Origin of the sequence: Crassaminicella thermophila, assembly GCF_008152325.1 — a bacterium.
GTDB classification, from domain to species: Bacteria; Bacillota; Clostridia; order Peptostreptococcales; family Thermotaleaceae; genus Crassaminicella_A; species Crassaminicella_A thermophila.
Genome location: NZ_CP042243.1, coordinates 743,040 through 764,694 on the forward strand (window position 1 = coordinate 743,040; position 21,655 = coordinate 764,694).

Below are 21,655 nucleotides of genomic sequence, written 5' to 3' on the forward strand. Positions count from 1 at the left end.
TTATTGTAGGACAACTGAACAGTATTACAATAATATAATGATAGGGGGAGAATCAAATGAAAGATCAAATAAAGTATGCGATATTAGGGTGTGGAAATGGAGCAAAAGCTTTAGCTGCTCAAATTGCGTCAAAAGGACATTCTGTTAATATTTTTGAAGCATTAGAACCAACGGAAGTTTTTTTAAAACTTCAAGAGGAAAAAGTGTTATATGTAAAAGGGGATATTTGTTGTGAAGGAAAATTAAATTGTGTTACAACGAATATAGAAGAGGCTGTTTCAGATAGAGATGTTATTATTGTTGTTGTTCCAGCTTTTGCACATGAAGCTATGTTTAAATTGTTAATTCCTTATTTAAATGATGGCCAAAAGATTGTGATTATGCCTGGTAATTATGGAACTTTTATGTTGAAGAAAATGATGGCTGAATATGGTGTAAGCAAGGATATATCCATTACAGAAGTTGCTTCATTAGCTTATGCGTGTAGAGCTACTGAATACAATACTGTAACAGTTTATAAGCAAAAGCGTAAATTAAAATTAGCAACTTGTCCGGTAGAGAAAAATGCAGAGATATTAGAAATTATGAATGAAATTGCAGATATATATATACCCGCTGACAATGTATTAGAGGTTAGTTTAGATAACTTTAATGCAATTCTTCATCCATTACCTGTATTATTAAATGTTGCAGGGATTGAAAAAAATTCAGAGAGATTTAGACACTATATTGATGGAGTGAGTCCTTTAGTATCAAAAAAAATGCATGAAATGGATGAAGAAAGAATGGAAATAGGGAAAAAATACAATTTAAATCTTATGACAACCCTAGATCAAGAAAAAATGTACTATGGTGAGAATGATTGTGAAACCCTATATGAATATTTTAATAGTGATGAAAGTCCATACAAGGATATATATGGACAGAGTGTTTTCGGTAGATACATAACAGAAGACCTTCCTTATTTATTAGTTCCAGCAAAACAGTTAGGAGAAAAAGCAGGGGTAAAAACAGAACTTCTTAGTATGTGTATAAACATAGCATCTAAGTTACATGATAAGGATTATATAAAAGAGGGCTATAATTTAGAAAGATTAGGGATTGCAGAAATGTCAAAGGATGAAATAATCCAATATGCAAGTAAACTAGAAAAAGTAGCAGAGGCGTCTGCAATATAATAGAATAAAAGCTTAAAGATAAGGAATTTTCGGATTAAAAGTCTGAAAATTCCTTATTTTGTGCAAATGGCTTCAGTATATTTTACAATTAAGGTTGAAATTTCCAGTAGATATGATAATATAGGAATGGGTAGAGGGTAATGTATATTGAATACATTAAAATTATTTTTAGGAGGGGTTGGAAATGTTTAAACGTATTACAAAAGCATGTGTTAGCCTTGTTCAAAAGTATTTACCAGACCCATTTTTATTTGCAGTTATCTTAACTTTATTAGTTTTTATTTTGGGAATTGTTACTACTGGACAAGGGCCAATGGCAATGATTAACCATTGGAGTAATGGTTTTTGGAAATTATTAGCATTCTCTATGCAAATGGCTCTTGTATTGGTTACTGGTCATACATTGGCAAATGCCCCAATTATTAAAAAAGGACTTAATAATCTAGCGAAAATTGCTAAAACACCAACTCAGGCAATACTTGCAGTTACTTTTATCTCAACTATTGCATGCTGGATTAACTGGGGATTTGGATTGGTAGTAGGTGCTCTTTATGCTAGACAATTAGCAAAAGAAGTAAAAGGTGTAGACTATAGACTTTTGATTGCTTCTGCTTATTCAGGATTTTTAGTATGGCATTCAGGAATTTCAGGATCTATTCCTCTTAAATTAGCTACTGCAGGAGATGACTTAGTAAAAGCAACAAATGGAGCTGTTGTAGATGCAATATCTACCAATGCTACAATATTTTCAACATTTAACTTAGTTATATTTGGAATAATATTATTTACAATGCCATTTTTAAATAAAGCAATGCATCCAAAAGCAGGTGAAGCAGTAACTATTGATCCTAAATTATTAGAAGAAGAGGCAGCTACAAAGGTGGAAGAATTAACTCCTGCTGATAAAATGGAAAATAGTCCAATACTTTCTATGCTTATTGGTGCAATGGGACTTGTATTCGTTGTTTACTACTTTAAAAATAACGGATTTAAACTGAACCTAAATATTGTTAACTTTATGTTCTTATTTACAGGTATTATTCTTCATGGAAATCCTAAAAGATTCCTTAATGCTATAAATGCTGCAGCAAAAGGAACAGCAGGAATTATTCTACAATTTCCGTTTTATGCAGGAATCATGGGGATGATGACAGGTGCAAATGAAGTAGGTGTTTCTTTTGCAGGAGTAATTTCTGAATGGTTTGTAAACATTTCTACTGCTACAACATTCCCTTTATTTACATTCTTAAGTGCAGGAATTGTTAACTTTTTTGTTCCATCAGGAGGAGGACAGTGGGCGGTTCAAGCTCCTATTATGATGCCAGCTGGGAAAGCTTTAGGTGTTTCTGCTGCAAAAACAGGAATGGCTATTGCATGGGGAGATGCTTGGACTAATATGATCCAACCATTCTGGGCATTACCAGCACTAGGGATAGCAGGACTTGGTGCAAGAGATATTATGGGATTTTGTATTATTGATTTAATTTATTCTGGGGTTATTATCGCATTAGGTTTAATGTTTTTATAAAAAATTTTATATATGGGGGTGTGGGTTGTGAAAAATAAGGTAATATCAATTGAAGAAGCTATAAGCTACATAAAAGAAGGTATGAGCATTATGATTGGTGGATTTATGGCTTGTGGGACACCAGAAAAATTGATGGATGCATTAGTTAAAAAAGGTGTAGGTAGTTTAACTATTATTGGAAATGATGCAGGTTGGCCGGATAAAGGAATTGGAAAACTAATTACCAATAAGCAAGTAAAAAAAATAATTGCTTCTCATGTAGGATTAAATCCTGAGGTAGGAAAACAAATGAATAGCGGTGAATTAGAAGCAGAATTAGTTCCTCAAGGAACATTAGCAGAAAGAATTCGAGCAGGTGGTAATGGACTAGGTGGAATCTTAACACCAACAGGGGTTGGAACAATAGTTGAAGAAGGAAAGCAAAAAATTGAAGTAGATGGAAAAATTTACTTATTAGAAAAGCCATTAAAAGCAGATGTCGCTTTAGTAGGTGCATCTATTGCAGATAAACAAGGAAACTTATACTTTAACAAAGCAACGAGAAACTTTAATCCATTAATTGCTACTGCTGCTGATTTGGTTATTGTAGGAGCAGAAAAAATTGTTGAAGTTGGAGAAATAGATCCAAATAATGTTATGACACCTGGACTTTTTGTAGATTATATTGTGGAGGTGTAGGATATGAATGTAAAGGAATTGATAGCAAGAAGGGTTTCAAAAGAGCTAAAGGATGGGGACGTAGTAAACTTAGGAATTGGATTACCGACAATGGTAGCAAACTATATTCCAAAGGATTTAGATATTACTTTTCAATCTGAGAATGGATTTGTTGGATTAGGACCAGCACCAGAAGAAGGAAAAGAAGATAAAGATCTTGTAAATGCAGGGGGACAGCCTGTAACAACAGTAGATGGAGCAGCTTTCTTTGATAGTGCTACTTCATTTGGAATAATAAGAGGAGGACATGTAGATGTTACTGTTCTTGGAGCTCTTCAAGTAGATGAAAAAGGAAATCTTGCGAACTGGATGGTTCCAGGAAAAATGGTACCAGGTATGGGTGGTGCTATGGATTTAGTTGTTGGAGCAAAAAAAGTAATCATTGCTATGACTCATACAGCAAAAGGAAAAGCAAAAATTTTAAAAGAATGTACCCTTCCGCTTACTGCTAAGGGTCAAGTAAATATGATCGTTACGGAAATGGGTGTAATAGAGGTTACCGAAAAAGGGTTACTTCTTACGGAACTAAATCCAGAATATACAATAGAAGATGTAAAGAAAGCTACAGAAGCAGAATTGATGATTGCTAATAATTTAAAGAAAATGGAAGTTTAAAGGAGCCTTTTAGGCTCCTTTTTTTGATAAAAATATGTCTTTGAGTGCGATAAAAGTGCTAAAATAAATAATAGATGTTAAAAAAATAGGAGGGCATTTATGTTTGAAACTAATTGGGAAATTATTAATGAGGATAAGGATATAGATGATACTGATTCTATTATAAAAAAAATATTAAGGAATAAGGGAATAACGAGTGATGAAGAAATAGAAGAATTTCTATCATCAAAGCCTAAAAAAACCTATGATCCTTATTTGCTTAAAAACATGAGAGAAGTTGTAGAAAAGATTATAAAATACATAAATGAAAAAAAGAGTATATGGATTTATGGAGATTATGATGTTGATGGAATATCTAGTATATCTTTATTGATGGATTTTTTAAGTAAATTTACAAATAATTTAAATTATTATATCCCACTAAGAGAAGAAGAAGGATACGGTCTTAATTGTGATGCTATTGAAGATATAAAGAAAAAGGGTGGAGAACTTATTATTACAGTAGATTGTGGTTCTACTTCCGTAAAAGAGGTAAATCTTGCAAAGGAATTAGGCATGGAAATAATTGTAACAGATCATCATAATCTTTCTGATGAAGTTCCAAATTGTCTTATACTCAATCCAAAACAAGAGGATTGTCATTATCCTTTTAAGCTTTTATGTGGGTGTGGTATTGCATTTAAATTAGCACAGGCAATCCAAAAAAGATTAGATGCACCAAAAAAATATTTAAGTGATGTGCTAGATTTAGTAGCATTAGCTACTGTAGCAGATGTAGTTCCTTTAATTGATGAAAACAGAACGCTATTAAAATATGGTTTAAAAAAAATAAACAACTCCAAAAGATTAGGACTAAAAGCATTGATTGAAGCTGTAGGATTAAGAGATAAGGAGATTACAGCAGGGCATATTGGATTTGTTATAGGTCCTCATTTTAATGCTAGTGGTAGAATTGATGATGCAAAAGCAAGTGTAAAGCTTCTTTTAAGCAATGATGCTAAAATAGTAGAAAGCTTAGTTAAGCATTTAGTTAAGTGTAACAAAGAAAGAAAAGCTATTCAGGAAAAAGGGCTTGAAATTTGTAAAGAAAAAGTAGAAAAATATTATTTAGAGGATCTTTTTTTGGTAGTAGATTCTGAAGGTACACATGAAGGGGTTATTGGTATTGTAGCAGGAAGAATTAGGGATTTATATTATAAGCCTACCCTTATAGTTACACAGTCTCAAGAAGAAGGAATATTAAAGGGCAGTGGTAGAAGTATTGATGATATAGATATTTATGAGGAAATGAAAAAATGTGAAGATTTATTTATAAAATTTGGAGGCCATAAAAATGCTTGTGGCTTTTCTATTGAAAAAAGTAAACTAGATTTATTAAGAAAAAGATTAAATGAGCAAGCCCTTATGATTAAACAAAAATCGAAGGATGCATTTATAAAAAAATTAAGGATTGATTGTGAATTAAAGCCCTCTCAAATAACAGAAGAGCTTATAGAGGCTTTAAAAAAAATTGAACCTTATGGTATGGGAAATGAAAAGCCTCAATTTATTTTACGGCAGATAAAAGTAAAAAATGAAAAAGACTCTGTATTTATGGGTAAAAATGGAGAGCATTTAAAATTAAGAGGAGTATCAAAATTTTATGATGATTTAACAGAAATTACTGCAATTGGATTTGGTATGGCAAAAAATTATAAAGATATTGGTTACCCCCAAAATGTAGATGTTGTAGGGTTTCCTAAGTTAAATGAGTGGAATGGGTATAAAAATGTTCAGTTTATGATTTATGATCTTAAAGAAAAAGGAATTTAATCATTGTCATTGACATTCAGATTAAAATGAAATACAATAGGTTAAAATAAAAAATAGAATTTTCATATAAGTAGGATAACGTTCTCATGGAGGCTGGTCGTGGAAAAGTATACGATAAAAAAAATATTAAGCAATAATGTGGTACTTGTAGAAAATGAAAATCAAAGTTATGTACTTGTTGGTAAGGGAATTGGGTTTGGAAAGAAGAAGGGTTTTGTAATAGAAAATCCGAAAAGCATTGAAGAAAAGTTTATATCATTAAAGGGCCTAAGTGAAAATGAATATGAAAACTTCCTTACAAAAGTAGATCCTAAAATTATTGAGCTTGTAGAAGAAATAATGGAAATGGTAAAGAGTGAACTAGGAAAAGGGTTAAACCCAAATGTTCATGTTGGATTAATAGACCATATTAATTTTGCCATAAAAAGATTAAAAGAAGGGATAGAAATTGTAAATCCTTTCTTGATAGAGACAAAAATTTTATATCCTGTTGAATATAGCCTAGCTGAAAAGGCTGTACAGATTCTAAAGGAAAATCTTAAAATTGATATTCCTGAAGCAGAAATTGGATTTTTGGCTTTGCATATTTATGGTGGTCGAGGAGATAAAACAAAGAATGAGGCTTTAGAAAATTCAAAGATGATGAACACTATTGTAAGTTATGTAGAAAAAAGATTTAATATTCAAATGGATAGAAATTCTTTTAATTACAGAAGGTTTATTATGCACTTAAGAGGTGTGATTGATAGGGTTACAAATCATAAGACTATTGAAAATATTCTTTTAGAGAAGGTAAAGGACGAGCTTAGATATGAATTTAGAGCAGCTTATGATATATCTAAAATAATGGAAAAAACTTTAAAGGTACGGGTGCCTGAGAGTGAAGTAGGATATATTGCACTGCATTTGCATAGAATAAGGAGTCAAAATAGATCATAAGTGTGTTACTGATTAGGCATAAGCTATAATAATAGTTTGTGCCTTTTTTTATAGAATGAAGTTTAGTTTTTTTAAAAGTTATCTGGAATGAATGTTTTATATATTTCTTTTTTTAGTTAGTTATCTATAATAACACATTGAAAGGAGGAAGGATGGATAAAATAGAAATGAAATAAACAATAGGAGGGGAAAATGAAGAAAAAAGGAAAAGACTTTTTTTCAATCCTTCAAAAGATAGGAAAATCACTAATGATGCCAGTTTCAGTACTTCCAGCAGCTGGACTCTTAGTAGCTTTAGGAAGAATGCTACAAGGAATTGATGTATTTTTAGGAAAAACTATTTATAGTGGTGGACTTGCTATCTTTGAACATCTTCCTATGATATTTGCAATAGGTGTTGCTATTGGATTTACAGGAGGAGTTGGAGTAGCTGGTTTAGCAGCAGCAGTAGGTTATTTTACTATGAATAATGTTATATATACTATAGGAGAGCTTCGAGGAGTCCCATTAAAGATTGATACAGGAGTTTTTGGAGGAATAATAATGGGGCTTTTAGTAGCCATTGTTTATCATAAATATTTTAAGATTAAGCTTCATCCTATATTCGGTTTTTTTTCAGGAAAGAGAATGGTTCCAATAATTACAGCTTTAGTAGCTATTTTTGTTGGAATTATATTTGGATTTATATGGCCTCCTATTCAAAATATTATGAACCAATTTGGAAAGCATGTTATGGATTCACCATTTGGACCAGCATTTTATGCAGCAGGAAAGAGGCTTTTGATTCCAGTAGGTTTGCATCACGTTTATTATCAGCCTTTTTTATTTGAATTCGGTACATTTATCACAAAAGCTGGAAAAGTGTTACATGGGGAAAGTGCCAGATATTTTGCTTCAGATCCAACGGCAGGAAGATTTATGGCTTCTGAGTTTCCAATTATGTTATTTGGACTTCCTGCTGCTGCATTTGCAATATATCTTAGAGCAGATAAAAAGAAAAGAAAAGCGGTTGGAAGTGTTATGTTTTCTGCTGCTTTAACTTCAATTATCACAGGAATTACTGAACCTATAGAATTTTCTTTTATATTTGTAGGGCCTATATTATATATATTTCATGTATTTGCTGCATTTTTATCAGGGATACTTACAGCTTATTTTGATGTGCATTTAGGGTATACTTTTTCAGCATCAATGATTGATTATTTCTTAGGATTTTACAATCAAGCAAATAGCATATATTTATTTACTGTGATAGGACCATTTATAGCTGTATTATATTTTTGTGTGTTTTATTGGGTTATAGGAAGATTAAATATAAAAACACCTGGCAGAGAAGGAGATGAGAGAATTACAAAAATAATTTCTAATGATAAAGCTTTTAAGATACTAAAAGCTTTAGGAGATAAAGAAAATATTATAGACTTAGATTCTTGTATTACAAGATTGAGAGTAACAGTAAATGATAAAAGCAAGGTCGATTTAGAGGAAATGAAAAGACTTGGTTCATCTGGAGTATTTCATGATGGAGGAATAAACTTTCAATTTATATTTGGGCCAGAGGCGGATTTTTTAAAGGAAGAAATAAAAAGTATTATAAAAAAAGGTACTGCTTCTTATAGTAATTATATAAAAAATAATGAAGAAAAAGATGAAATCCTTATAAAATCTCCTTTATCTGGGGATATTGTAAAACTTGAAGATGTACCTGACGAAATATTTGCAGAAAAAATATTAGGAGATGGTATTGCAATAAATCCTTCAGAAGGTATTTTGTATGCTCCAGTAGATGGAAGGATAGAACAATTATTTTCAACAAATCATGCAATAGGAATACTTACAGAAGATGGAGTAGAAATATTAATTCATATAGGAATAGATACAGTAAAAATGGACGGAAGAGGATTTAAAGCTTTTGTAGAACAAGGAGATATTGTAAAAGCAGGAGAAAAATTAATTCAGTTTGACATAGATAAAATAAAGAAAGAAGCAAAATCAATTATCACACCTATTGTTATTACAAATAGTGAAAACTATAAGGAAGTAGAAGTATTAGAAAAAGGCAAAATAAAAGCATCAGAAGGATTACTAAAAATAAAATGTCGAAAAAAGTAGAAAAGGTGTTGACGGTGAAAACGTTTTATGATACGATAAGATTACAAATTAATAAATAAACATGATTTTACGTGTTACTGATTCGATCAGGCATGAGTAAAAGAATAAGATAAGTAGATTTATTAATCTATTCTATCTTTCTTTTGCTCATGCCTTTTTGCGTAGAATCATGGAAAAATAATAAAAAAGGAGAGATGTATATGAAAAAAGCATTTGGCGTTTTACAGCAAGTTGGTAAAGCATTAATGCTTCCAGTTGCATTATTGCCAGCAGCAGGTATTATTCTAGCATTGGGTGCAACCCTTCAAAATCCATTTTTATTAGAAAAAATTCCAGCATTAGGAGGAAGTGGATTTCAATTATTAGCTAACCTTATGCAGCAAGCTGGTGGGATTGTATTTGGTAACCTTCCATTACTATTTGCTATTGGTGTAGCAGTAGGATTAGCTGGAGGAGAAGGTGTAGCAGGAATTGCAGCAGCTATTGGATTTTTAATTATGAATGTAACAATGGGTGTACTTGTTCAAGCTATTAAGCCAGAAATCGTTGAAAACACACGTGCATTTACAAATGTTTTAGGAATTCCAACATTACAAACAGGGGTATTTGGTGGTATCATAGTAGGTATCATGGCATCAAATCTTTATAAAAAATATTACAATATTGAATTGCCACCATATTTAGGTTTCTTTGCAGGAAAACGATTTGTACCAATTATTACAGCAGTTTCATCAATCGTTTTAGGTGTAGTAATGATTTTTGCATGGCCACCAATTCAAGGTGGATTAGATGCATTATCACACTTAATGGTTGATACAAACAAAACAGCATCTTCATTTGTTTTCGGTGTTATTGAAAGATCATTAATTCCATTTGGACTTCATCATATTTTCTATTCACCATTCTGGTTTGAATTTGGAGAATACATTGACAAAGCAGGAAATCTTGTTAGAGGAGATCAAGCAATATTCTTTGCACAATTAAAAGACGGAGTACGTTTCTCAGCAGGTACATTTATGACAGGTAAATTCCCATTCATGATGTTTGGTTTACCAGGAGCAGCATTAGCAATGTATCATGAAGCAAGACCTGAAAAGAAAAAAATGGTTGCAGGAATCATGGCTTCAGCAGCGTTAACATCATTCTTAACAGGTATTACAGAACCAATTGAGTTTACATTCCTTTTCGTAGCACCAGCATTATTTGCAGTGCATGCATTGTTTGCAGGGTTATCATTTATGACTATGCATATACTAAATGTAAAAATTGGTATGACTTTCTCTGGTGGTATCATTGACTATCTATTATTCGGGGTATTACCAAACAGAACTGCTTGGTGGTTAGTAATCCCTGTAGGATTAGTATTCTTTGTTGTTTACTACTTCGGTTTCAGATTTGCAATCAGAAAAATGGGATATTAAAACACCTGGTCGTGAAGATGATGATGAAACAACAGTTAATGTAGATGTTGAAGCAGGAGATTTAGCTGTAAATGTATTAGAAGCACTAGGTGGAAAAGAAAATATTAAAAACTTAGATGCATGTATTACACGTCTTCGTGTAAGTGTAAATGATATTAAAAAAGTTGATAAAGCACGTATTAAATCTTTAGGAGCTTCAGGAGTATTAGAAGTTGGAAACAATATTCAAGCAATATTTGGTCCTAAATCTGATCAATTAAAATCACAAATTAAAGATGTTATGAATGGAAATACTCCATCAAAATCAATTGAAGTAGAAAAAAAAAGTAGTACAGTAACAGGAAAAGATGAATTTGTTTCTCCATTAAATGGGAAAATATTAGAATTAAAAGATGTACCAGATCAAGTATTTTCACAAAAAATGATGGGTGATGGATTTGCAATCGAGCCTAAAAATGGTGAGGTAGTATCTCCTGTAAATGGAAAGGTTGCAACACTATTCCCAACAAAGCACGCAGTAGGAATTGTAGCAGATAATGGTAGAGAAATTTTAATTCACTTTGGTATTGATACAGTAAACTTAAAAGGAGAAGGATTTGAAGCACTTGTTAAGCAAGGAGAAGAAGTAAAGGCAGGTCAACCAATTCTTCGTGTAGATTTAAATAAAGTAAAAGATAAAGTACCTTCAATAGTTACACCAGTTATCTTTACAAACCTTTCAGAAGGAGAAACTGTATCTGTTAAAGTTGGATCACAGGTAAAATGTGGACAGAAAAATATTGTAACTATTAAATAATTTTAAAATAGACACTTCCTAAGGATTAATTAGGAGGTGTCTGACCTATTTCATATTATAGGGATGAGGCTTAAATTTTATTGATATTTCTATTGACATATTTTTAAGACTAAAGTAAAATTTTTATTAGTGTAAAAAACTTTTAGCGTGTTACTGATTCGATCAGGCATTAGCGAATGGTTTTGGTAGTATATAGAATACATCCCTTTGTATTTTTTACCGAATCATTAGCTAATGCTTTTTTATTAGAATTTAAAAAATTGTTAAAGAATAGCATTATTAAAACAAGGAAAACTAAAAAAGATAGATAATTTTAAGGAGGAATTTAAAATGGAAAAAGTAGTAACAATTTTAAATGAAGCAGGATTACATGCGAGACCAGCAGGAGCTTTTGTAAAGATGGCATCTCAATTTTCATCAGATATAAACATTGAAGTAAATGGAAAAAGTTTAAATGCAAAATCTATTATGAATCTATTAAGTCTTGGACTTAAAAAAGGCGATGAAATAAAAATTGTTGCAAATGGTGCAGATGAAAAAGAAGCTGTTGAAGCTTTAGCTGATTTAGTAAATTCAAAATTTGGTGAATAATAAGGGAGGTTTCAATATGTTCATGGGAACAGGTGCTTCTGAAGGAATTGCACTGGGAAAGGCATTAATGATTGAAAACGAGCCATTAAATATAGAAAAGAAAGAAATTGAAGATGTACAAAAAGAGAAAAATAAATTATTAGAGGCATTAGAAGCTTCTAAAGAGCAGTTAACAAAAGTAAAAGAAAAGGCTTCAAAGGAATTAGGAGCAGATAAAGCGGCTATTTTTGAAGCACATTTAATGATTTTAGATGATCCAGAATTAATGCAAAATAGTATTAATAAAATTGAAGAAGAAAAAGTAAATGCTGAATTTGCATTTAAAGAAGTTGCAGACCAATTCATTACAATATTTGAAAGTATGGATAATGAATATATGAGAGAAAGAGCAGCAGATATAAAAGATGTATCTGATCGTGTTCTTAGAAACATAGTAGGACAAAAAGTTATTGATTTATCAATGTTAGATGAAGAAGTAATCTTAATTGCAGATGATTTAACTCCTTCAGATACGGCAACAATGGATAAGGAAAAGGTATTAGGATTTTTAACAAATATTGGTGGACGTACATCACACACTGCTATTATGGCTAGAAGTCTTGAAATTCCAGCGGTTGTTGGGCTAAAAGACATTACAGAGAAAGTAAATACAGGAGATTTTATTGTACTTAACGGTGAAACAGGAGAAGTAATTGTAAATCCTACAGAAGAAGAAATAAAGAAATATGAAGGATTAAAAGAGCAATATGAAAAAAATAAAAAAGAATTAGAGGAAATTATAGGAAAAGATAGTATTACTATAGATGGTAGAGAAGTAGAGCTTGTTGGTAATATTGGAACACCAAAAGATATTGCAGGACTTAAGAAAAATGATGCAGAGGGAGTAGGTTTATACAGAACAGAGTTTATCTACATGGATAGAGATAGTATGCCTACGGAAGAAGAACAATTTAACTCATACAAAGAGGTACTTGAAAGTCTAAATCCAAAGCCTGTAGTAATCAGAACCCTAGATATAGGTGGAGATAAGAAGCTTCCTTATTTAAAAATTGATGAAGAAATGAATCCATTCTTAGGATACAGAGCTATAAGACTTTGCTTAGATCAAAAAGAAATATTTAAAACTCAATTAAGAGCATTATTAAGAGCAAGTGTATATGGAAATTTAAAAATAATGTTTCCAATGATTTCAAGCCTAGAAGAACTTTTAGAAGCAAAGAAAGTATTAGATGGAGTAAAGAGTGATCTGGATAAAGAAGGAATAAAATATGCAGATAATATAGAAGTAGGTATGATGATTGAAGTTCCATCAGCAGCTATAATTAGTGATGTTTTAGCAAAGCATGTTGATTTCTTTAGTATTGGAACAAATGACTTAATCCAATATACTACTGCAGTAGATAGAATGAATGAAAAAATTCATAATCTTTATAATCCATTTAATCCTGCTGTTTTAAGACTTATTAAAATGGTTATTGACAATGGACACAAAGAAAATATTTGGGTAGGTATGTGTGGAGAAGCTGCAGGAGACAAAAGAATGATTCCAATACTACTTGGAATGGGACTAGATGAATTTAGTATGAGTGCATCATCCATATTGCCAGCAAGAAGAATTATTCGCTCCTTAAAACTTGAGGATACTAAAAAAATTGCCAATGAAGTATTAAATATGAGCACGGCGGAAGAAATAGAAAAATATATAAAAAATATTATAAAATAAGGGTGATCTTTATGGAAAATATCAAATTTGATTATTCTAAAGGAGCTATAAAGCAGCATGAAATACAATATTTAAAAAGCCCAATACTAAAAGCACATGAAATGCTTCATAATAAAACAGGAGCAGGAAACGATTTTTTAGGTTGGGTAGATTATCCTATTTGCTATGACAAAGATGAATTTGAAAGAATAAAAAAAGCTGCTCAAAAAATAAGAAATGATTCAGATGTATTTATCATTGTTGGAATTGGTGGATCCTACTTAGGGGCTAGGGCAGCTATAGAAGCCCTTAGCCATTCTTTCTATAATGAGATAGCTGATGGACCTAAAATTTATTTTGCTGGAAACAATATTAGCGGAACATACCTAAAACATTTATTAGAAGTTATTGAAGGAAAAGATGTAAGCATAAATGTTATTTCAAAATCAGGAACGACTACAGAGCCAGCAATTGCTTTTAGAGTATTAAAAGCTTATATGGAAGAAAAATATGGAAAAGAAGAGGCAAAGAAAAGAATTTATGCTACAACTGATAGTAAAAAAGGTGCTTTAAGAACATTAGCAGAAAAAGAAGGATATGAAACATTTGTCATTCCTGATGATGTAGGAGGAAGATTTTCAATATTTACTCCTGTTGGTATGCTTCCTATTGCAGTAGCAGGGTTAGATATAGAACAAATGATGAATGGTGCAAAAGATGCAAGAGTTGAATACATGGAAGAAGATTTAGAAAAAAACATGTGTTATCAATATGCAGCTGTTAGAAATATTCTTTATCGCAGAGGAAAAACTATAGAGGTTATGGTAAATTATGAACCAAGTCTTCATTATATTGCTGAATGGTGGAAGCAATTGTATGGAGAAAGTGAAGGGAAAGATGGAAAAGGAATTTTCCCTGCAGCTGTAGATTTTTCTACGGACCTACATTCTATGGGCCAGTACTTACAAGATGGAAGAAGAGACTTATTTGAAACAGTACTTAATATAGAGAGTCCAAAGCTTGATATAACTATAAAAGAGGATGAAGATAATTTAGACGGATTAAATTACTTAAAGGGAAAAACAATGGACTTTGTTAACAAGAAGGCATTTGAAGGAACATTGCTTGCCCATGTAGATGGATCAGTTCCAAACCTTATTCTAAATGTTCCAAAAATGAATGAATACTATTTTGGAAAGCTTATTTATTTCTTTGAAAAAGCATGTGGTATAAGTGGATATTTGCTAGGTGTAAATCCATTTGACCAACCAGGCGTTGAAAGCTATAAAAAGAATATGTTTGCCCTTCTTGGAAAACCAGGATACGAAGAATTAAGAGAAAAATTAATTAAAAGAATATAAAAGGTGGGATCATTATGTTAGTATCAGGTAGACAAATACTAAACCATGCACATGAAAATGGATATGCTGTAGGAGCATTTAATGTAAACAATATGGAACAAGTTCAAGCAATAATTGAAGCAGCAGAAGAAACTAAGTCTCCTGTAATAATTCAAGCAAGCCAAGGTGGGCTTAAATATGCAGGGGTTGAATATATTGCAGCTATGGCAAAGGTTGCAGCAGAGAAAGCAAGCGTTCCAGTTGCAATTCATTTAGATCATGGTACAGATTTTAAACAGATAATGGCATGTCTAAGAAATGGATTTACTTCTGTAATGATTGACGGATCACATTATGAATTAGAAGAAAATATTAGAAAAACAAAGCAAATCGTAGAAATGGCTCATGCAGTAGGAGTATCTGTTGAAGCAGAGCTTGGAAAAATCGGTGGAGTAGAAGATGATATTTCAGTAGATGAAAAAGATGCAACTTATACAGATCCAGATGAAGCAGAGCGTTTTGTAAAAGAGACAGGTGTAGATTACTTAGCTATTGCTGTAGGAACAGCTCATGGACCTTATAAAGGAGAGCCAAAGCTAGACTTTGATAGAATAAAAGTAATAAAAGAAAGATTAAATATGCCTTTAGTTTTACATGGATCATCAGGTGTTCCAGAAGAAAGTATTAAAAAAGCAGTAAGCTTAGGAATTAATAAGATTAATATTGATACAGATATAAGAATGGCATTTCATAAGGCAGTGAAAGCTTTCGTAGCAGACAATCCAGATGTATATGATCCAAGAAAAATCGTAGGACCAGCAAGAATTGCTATGAAAGAAGTTATTGCAGAGAAGATGAAAATGTTTGGAGCAGCAGGTAAAGCTTGGAAATAATTTTTTAGGAGGAGAGGTTCATTGAAAACCATAGGTGTACTAACGAGTGGAGGAGACGCTCCAGGTATGAATGCTGCCATAAGAGCAGTGGTGAGAGCAGGAATCTATAATAAAATAAGAGTAATGGGAATAGAGCAGGGATACAATGGACTTATAAATGGAAATATTAAAGAAATGAATTTATCCTCTGTTGCAGATATTATTCATAGAGGAGGAACTTTTCTTAAGACGGCAAGATGTGAAGAATTTAAAACAGAAGAAGGAAGAAAAAAAGCTGTAAATGTTTTAAATGTATTTGGTATAGAAGGACTTGTTGTAATTGGTGGAGATGGTTCTTTTACAGGGGCAAAGAAGCTTAGTGAACTTGGTATTAAAACTATTGGAATCCCAGGAACCATTGACAATGATTTAGCATACACAGACTATACGATTGGTTTTGATACAGCAGTTAATACAGTTCTTGATGCAATAAGTAATATAAGAGATACATCAACATCCCATGGAAGAGCAAATATTGTAGAAGTTATGGGAAGACATTGTGGTGATATTGCTCTATTTGCAGGACTTGCTGGTGGAGCTGAGAGTGTAATTGTACCAGAAGAAAAATTTGAAGTTGATGAAGTATGCAGAAAACTAATTCAAGGAAAGTCAAGAGGAAAGCTTCACAGTATAATAATGCTTGCTGAAGGCGTAGGAAATGCATTCGAATTAGGAAAAGAAATAGAAGAAAAAACAGGAATTGAAACAAAAGTTACAGTACTTGGACATATCCAAAGAGGAGGAAATCCTTCTGCTTTTGATAGAATTTTAGCAAGTAAACTAGGTGCAAAAGCCGTAGAATTATTAATGAATGGTGAATCTGGTAAAGTAGTAGGAATAAAAGATAATAAATTGATTGATATGGATATTACAGAAGCACTATCCATGAAAAAAGAATTTGATAAGGAAACTTATGAATTGACAAAAATTCTTTCAATATAAGTAAAAAGCACAGCTAAAAGGCTGTGCTTTCTTATGCGCGCGACATCGGACATCGAACATCGCATCGGGACACAGAAGCACTATCCATGAAAAAAGAATTTGATAAGGAAACTTATGAATTGACAAAAATTCTTTCAATATAAGTAAAAAGCACAGCTAAAAGGCTGTGCTTTCTTATGCGCGCGACATCGGACATCGAACATCGCATCGGGACATTGGGACAGTTAATGATTATTTGAATTGCTGAATAAAATCGAAAAAAATACAAAAACTACTCCTAGATTGATATGCTCCCCTTGAAGTGGACAGTGGAAAAAATAAAAAGGAGTAGTTTTTATGCCAAGATGTGCAAGAGTCAAAACAGAAGACAGTATTTTTCATATAATGATAAGAAGTATCAGTGAAATAAATTTATTCAATGATGATGAAGATAAATTAAAATATTTTTCTTTAATAAAAAAGTACATATTAAAGTTTCAATTTAAGGTTTATGCATATTGCCTTATGGATAATCATGGACATCTTATTATTGATGTTAATGGTGGAGATATTTCAAGAATCATGCATTCTATCAATTTTTCATATGCCCAATATTATAATAGAAAATATAAAAGGCATGGGCATGTTTTTCAAGATCGTTTTAAAAGCAGAATAGTAAATGATGATAAATATTTAATTGTGTTATCAGCATATATTCATAATAACCCAAAGGACATACCAGGATATAGAAATAATTTGATAAATTATAGATTTTCAAGTCTGAAGGAATATGTAAAGGGCACTAATGAATTTGAAATATTAGATAAATCTTTTTTAGAGGACATTTTAAATTTAGGGAATAGAAAAAATATTAAAAGTTATTTGTCCTTAGTATATAAATCAGATACTATAAATGAAGAATTAGACGTAGAATTTGAAAAGAAAAACTGTGAATATAGAAGTGAAAGAAAAATATTAGCAAGGGACTATACCCCTGAAAAAGTCATAAACTTTGTAGCAGATTATATTCAGTGTGATAAGAGGAAAGTGCGTATTAAGTATGATAAAAGCTGCATAGAGATAAGGGCCTTGTGCGTATTTCTTATGAGATGTTTTTGCAATTATACCCAAAAACAAATTTGTAGTGTAATAGGTAATTTAACCCAATCAAGGGTATCAAAGCTATCTTCTATAGGAATTGATATAATATTAAATACTGAAAAATATAGTAGCATAATAGATGATTTTATAAAGAGTGCCTAAAATAAGGTCGTTAGGCTTTTTTGTGATGTAAAAATTTAGAATTAAAACAAATCCCCGTTATTTTTAGCAAAGATAATGACGGGGATTTGTTTTTTTGTTGATTAAACTGAACAGAACATCAATGAATTAACCGTCCCATGGTCCATGGTCCACCACAAATGAATTAACCGTCCCATGGTTCAGTTCCCATGGTTCTGGTTCAAAAAATTTATAAAAGTGTTTGAAAATTTTAAATGATATGTTATAATAAAAACATAATTGGAAACGTTACCAGTAACGATTCCGAAAACGTTACCAAAGGGGTCTGATTATGAAACAATTGAGTATAAAGGATATTGCAAAAATTGCAGGAGTTGGAGTAAGCACTGTATCACGTGTACTGAATAACCACCCAGATGTTAAGGATGAAACTCGTAAAAAAGTATTAAATATAATAGAAGAATATAATTATATTCCAAATAATAGTGCAAGAAATTTAAAAAGGAGTAGCTCTAAAAATATTGGTATTTTGGTAAAAGGAATTTATAATCCATTTTTTTCAAAGATGATTAAATCTATTGAAGAAAAAATAGATGAAGAAGGATATTCTATGATTCTTCACTACAATGATAATAATTCTGATGATATTGAAGCTGCTATTGAACTTATAAAAGAGAAAAAATTAAAAGGTCTTATTTGCCTTGGTGGGGATTTTGACAATATAGAAGAACAATTCATGCAGCTTAAAACGCCTATTGTACTTACATCTATAAACATAACTGAGAAAGTAAATAAGGATGTTTTTTCTAGTGTAATAATTAAAAATGAAGAAGCGGCTTTTGAGGCAGTAGATTTTTTATGTCAGTTAGGGCATAAAAAAATTGGAATTATTACCACTGGAGAGGGAGATAAAAATGTTGGGAAACTTAGATTTGAAGGATATAAGAATGCATTAGATAAAAATGGAATAATATTTAATGATGATTTTTTAGAATTTGGACACTATACCTTCGAATCTGCATTTAATGCAATGAATAAGCTATTAGATAAGGATTTAGGATTAACAGCAGTTTTTGTTACTTCAGATATTATGGCTATAGGAGCTTCAAAAGCAGTTTTAAGTAGAGGCTTAAATATTCCTGATGATATTTCAGTTATTGGATTTGATGGAATTGAGTATTCAGAATATTTTCATCCATCTCTCACTACTGTAAAGCAGCCAGTTGAGGAGATGGGGCAAAAAAGTATAGAGATTTTATTTGATCTTATAAAAAACAAAAATAAGCATCAACATGTCATTTTTGAAACAGAACTATTAATTAGAGAATCTTGTAAAAAATTATTTTAGGAGGAGAGCAATGTCAAAAGTAGTTTTAGAAGGCGTTGAAAAAGTTTATCCAAATGGCTTTAAGGCCGTTCATGGAATTGATTTAGAAATAAAAGATGGAGAATTTATGGTATTTGTAGGTCCATCAGGATGTGCTAAATCAACTACACTAAGAATGATTGCAGGATTAGAGGAAATAAGTGGAGGTACTATTTCTATAGGAGAAAAAGTCGTAAATAATATTCCACCAAAGGATAGAGGAATAGCCATGGTTTTTCAAAATTATGCATTATATCCTCATATGTCTGTTTATGATAATATGGCTTTTTCCTTAAAAATGAAAAAAACACCTAAAGATATTATTGAAAAGAAGGTAAGAGAAGCAGCAAAAATATTAGATATAGAAAATTTATTAGACAGAAAGCCTAAGCAGTTATCAGGAGGGCAAAGACAAAGGGTTGCTGTAGGAAGAGCTATTGTAAGAGATCCTGAAGTATTCTTATTTGATGAACCATTATCTAATTTAGATGCAAAGCTAAGAGTTCACATGAGGGTGCAATTATCACAGCTTCATAAAAGATTAAAAACAACTATGATATACGTTACTCATGATCAAGTTGAAGCAATGACTATGGGAGATAGGATTTGTGTAATGAATTTAGGAAGAATAATGCAGGTTGATACGCCACTTAATCTATATCACTATCCAGCAAATAAGTTTGTAGCAGGCTTTATAGGTTCTCCAGCTATGAATCTTATAGAAGGGGAATTGATTAAAAAAAATAATAATATAGCTGTAAAAATAGGGGGGATGGAATTAAATTTACCATTAAACAAATGTGAAAAATTAAATAATTATGTCGGTAAAAAAGTGTGGTTTGGGATTAGACCAGAGGATGTAGGAATTAAAAATTGTACATCTAAGGAGGGAGTAAAAGGAAAGATAGAAGTATTAGAGCAGATGGGTAATGAAACATTTGTATATTTTAAAATGGGAGATTTTCAAATTACATCTAGAATAGACTCTATGGATGCTAAGGATTTAAAAGCAGGAGAAGAACACATTTTTAGTATTAATATGGATAAATGCCATATATTTGATTATGAAAGTGAAAAAAATATAAGTCTTTAAAAATTTAAGGGGGAGAATAAATATGTTTAAGTCTAAAAGATTGATTGCTTTTGTCATGACTGTACTTATGACAAGTATGTTATTTGCTGGATGTGCATCAAAGGAACAAAAAGAAGTGAGTGAAGAGAAAGATAAGGTAGAGGTTAACGTTTTCCAGTTTAAGGTTGAGATTGCAAAAGAATTAGAGGAAGCAGTACTTGCATATGAAAAAGAGCATCCAAATGTAAAGATAAATGTTCAAACAGTTGGAGGCGGAGATGATTATGGTGCAGCATTAAAAGCGAAGTTTCAATCAGGAAGTGAGCCAGATATTTTTAATGTAGGTGGACCACAAGATGTACAGGATTGGATGAACAAATTAGAAGATTTATCTGATCAACCATGGGTTGATTTAGCACTTCCTGGAATATTATCAGGTGTTACTGTAGATGAAAAAGTATTTGCACTGCCTTTTAATATTGAAGGATATGGATTTGTATATAACAAAGGAATTTTTGAAGCAGCAGGAATTGATCCTTTAAAAATAGTTGATTATAAAAGCCTAGAAGAAGCAGTTAAAACTTTAGATGCAAAAATTAAGAATGGAGAATTAAAGGAAAAATATCCTCTATTAGAAGCTGTATTTGAATATCCTGCGAAAGAAACTTGGGTAACAGGTCTTCATACTTCCAATGCTATTTTAGGACAAGAATTTAATAGTTCTATTGAAGCCTTTCATGCAGATAAGGTTGCTTTTAAATATGGGGATGCATTGAAAAAATTGATCGATTTACAAGCAAATTATTCCTCTAATAAAGATGAAAAACAAAAACTAAATGCTGTTGATTATACGAGACAAGCAGAAGAAGGCCTAGCAATTGAGCGTGTTGCAATGATTCAACAAGGAAACTGGGTATACGGAAAAATAAAAGGGGTAGACGAGAATGTTGCAAAAAATTTAGATATTCTTCCAATGCCAGTTAAAGGAGGAAAAGAAGATTGTATTCCTGTAGGTGTTCCAATGCATTGGGTAGTGAATAAGGATAGTAAGGATGAAGTAAAGGCTGCTGCTAAGGACTTCTTAAACTGGCTATATACATCTGATGAAGGTAAAGATTATATTGTAAATAAATTCTACTTTATACCACCATTAAAAGGATTTGAAAATTTTGAACCTAAAGATGCATTAGGAAAAGCAGTTAAGAGATATGCTGAAGCAGGTAAGACAACTCCTTGGGTATTTATGGGATATCCAACAGGATGGGGAATGGAAGTTTTAGGAAATGACATTCAAAAATATTTAGCAGGAGAATATACTTGGGAGGAAGTTATTTCTGATGCAAAAGCTAAGTGGGAGAAAATGAGATAGCT

16 protein-coding genes and 1 pseudogene are annotated in these 21,655 nt (G+C 31.6%); all 17 read left to right on the forward strand.

What is annotated here, in order from left to right:
• Positions 1-56: 56 nt before the first annotated feature.
• The 17 genes and pseudogenes from FQB35_RS03395 to FQB35_RS03475 all read left to right on the forward strand — a co-directional run bounded on the left by FQB35_RS03395 (position 57) and on the right by FQB35_RS03475 (position 21,653).
• Positions 57-1,178: an NAD/NADP-dependent octopine/nopaline dehydrogenase family protein gene (locus FQB35_RS03395; RefSeq protein WP_168198223.1), complete on the forward strand. Its 1,122-nt coding sequence runs from the start codon at positions 57-59 to the stop codon at positions 1,176-1,178.
• Between the two features lie 184 nt (positions 1,179-1,362).
• Positions 1,363-2,706: a TIGR00366 family protein gene (locus FQB35_RS03400; protein ID WP_148808649.1), complete on the forward strand. Its 1,344-nt coding sequence runs from the start codon at positions 1,363-1,365 to the stop codon at positions 2,704-2,706.
• A gap of 27 nt (positions 2,707-2,733) precedes the next feature.
• On the forward strand, positions 2,734-3,384 hold the full coding sequence (gene atoD / locus FQB35_RS03405; protein WP_231701849.1) for an acetate CoA-transferase subunit alpha: 651 nt from the start codon (positions 2,734-2,736) through the stop codon (positions 3,382-3,384).
• 3 nt (positions 3,385-3,387) lie between these two features.
• Positions 3,388-4,038: a 3-oxoacid CoA-transferase subunit B gene (locus FQB35_RS03410; RefSeq protein ID WP_148808651.1), complete on the forward strand. Its 651-nt coding sequence runs from the start codon at positions 3,388-3,390 to the stop codon at positions 4,036-4,038.
• Positions 4,039-4,137: 99 nt separating this feature from the next.
• Positions 4,138-5,850, forward strand: coding sequence for a single-stranded-DNA-specific exonuclease RecJ (gene recJ, locus FQB35_RS03415; protein ID WP_148808652.1), 1,713 nt, complete (start codon positions 4,138-4,140; stop codon positions 5,848-5,850).
• 99 nt (positions 5,851-5,949) lie between these two features.
• The gene (locus tag FQB35_RS03420; RefSeq protein WP_148808653.1) at positions 5,950-6,789 is read left to right on the forward strand and encodes a BglG family transcription antiterminator; all 840 of its coding nucleotides are present in this window, start codon (positions 5,950-5,952) and stop codon (positions 6,787-6,789) included.
• 192 nt (positions 6,790-6,981) lie between these two features.
• Positions 6,982-8,901 carry a PTS transporter subunit IIABC gene (locus FQB35_RS03425; protein ID WP_148808654.1) on the forward strand — a complete coding sequence of 640 codons (1,920 nt, stop codon included), beginning with the start codon at positions 6,982-6,984 and terminating at the stop codon, positions 8,899-8,901.
• A gap of 200 nt (positions 8,902-9,101) precedes the next feature.
• Positions 9,102-11,118, forward strand: a pseudogene (ptsG, locus tag FQB35_RS03430) (glucose-specific PTS transporter subunit IIBC).
• A 330-nt stretch (positions 11,119-11,448) separates the two neighbouring features.
• Complete coding sequence (locus FQB35_RS03435; protein WP_148808655.1) at positions 11,449-11,709, forward strand: HPr family phosphocarrier protein; 261 nt, start codon at positions 11,449-11,451, stop codon at positions 11,707-11,709.
• A 16-nt stretch (positions 11,710-11,725) separates the two neighbouring features.
• Positions 11,726-13,432 carry a phosphoenolpyruvate--protein phosphotransferase gene (gene ptsP, locus FQB35_RS03440; RefSeq protein WP_148808656.1) on the forward strand — a complete coding sequence of 569 codons (1,707 nt, stop codon included), beginning with the start codon at positions 11,726-11,728 and terminating at the stop codon, positions 13,430-13,432.
• Between the two features lie 11 nt (positions 13,433-13,443).
• Positions 13,444-14,772, forward strand: coding sequence for a glucose-6-phosphate isomerase (locus tag FQB35_RS03445; protein ID WP_148808657.1), 1,329 nt, complete (start codon positions 13,444-13,446; stop codon positions 14,770-14,772).
• A gap of 11 nt (positions 14,773-14,783) precedes the next feature.
• The gene (locus FQB35_RS03450) at positions 14,784-15,644 is read left to right on the forward strand and encodes a class II fructose-1,6-bisphosphate aldolase (RefSeq protein ID WP_207707373.1); all 861 of its coding nucleotides are present in this window, start codon (positions 14,784-14,786) and stop codon (positions 15,642-15,644) included.
• A 21-nt stretch (positions 15,645-15,665) separates the two neighbouring features.
• Positions 15,666-16,625: a 6-phosphofructokinase gene (pfkA, locus tag FQB35_RS03455; protein ID WP_148808659.1), complete on the forward strand. Its 960-nt coding sequence runs from the start codon at positions 15,666-15,668 to the stop codon at positions 16,623-16,625.
• 336 nt (positions 16,626-16,961) lie between these two features.
• Positions 16,962-17,867 carry a transposase gene (locus FQB35_RS03460; RefSeq protein ID WP_148808660.1) on the forward strand — a complete coding sequence of 302 codons (906 nt, stop codon included), beginning with the start codon at positions 16,962-16,964 and terminating at the stop codon, positions 17,865-17,867.
• Positions 17,868-18,177: 310 nt separating this feature from the next.
• The gene (locus FQB35_RS03465; protein ID WP_148808661.1) at positions 18,178-19,194 is read left to right on the forward strand and encodes a LacI family DNA-binding transcriptional regulator; all 1,017 of its coding nucleotides are present in this window, start codon (positions 18,178-18,180) and stop codon (positions 19,192-19,194) included.
• Between the two features lie 10 nt (positions 19,195-19,204).
• Positions 19,205-20,305, forward strand: a complete 1,101-nt coding sequence (locus tag FQB35_RS03470) for an ABC transporter ATP-binding protein (RefSeq protein ID WP_148808662.1) — start codon at positions 19,205-19,207, stop codon at positions 20,303-20,305.
• Between the two features lie 22 nt (positions 20,306-20,327).
• Complete coding sequence (locus FQB35_RS03475) at positions 20,328-21,653, forward strand: ABC transporter substrate-binding protein (protein ID WP_148808663.1); 1,326 nt, start codon at positions 20,328-20,330, stop codon at positions 21,651-21,653.
• Positions 21,654-21,655: the final 2 nt, after the last annotated feature.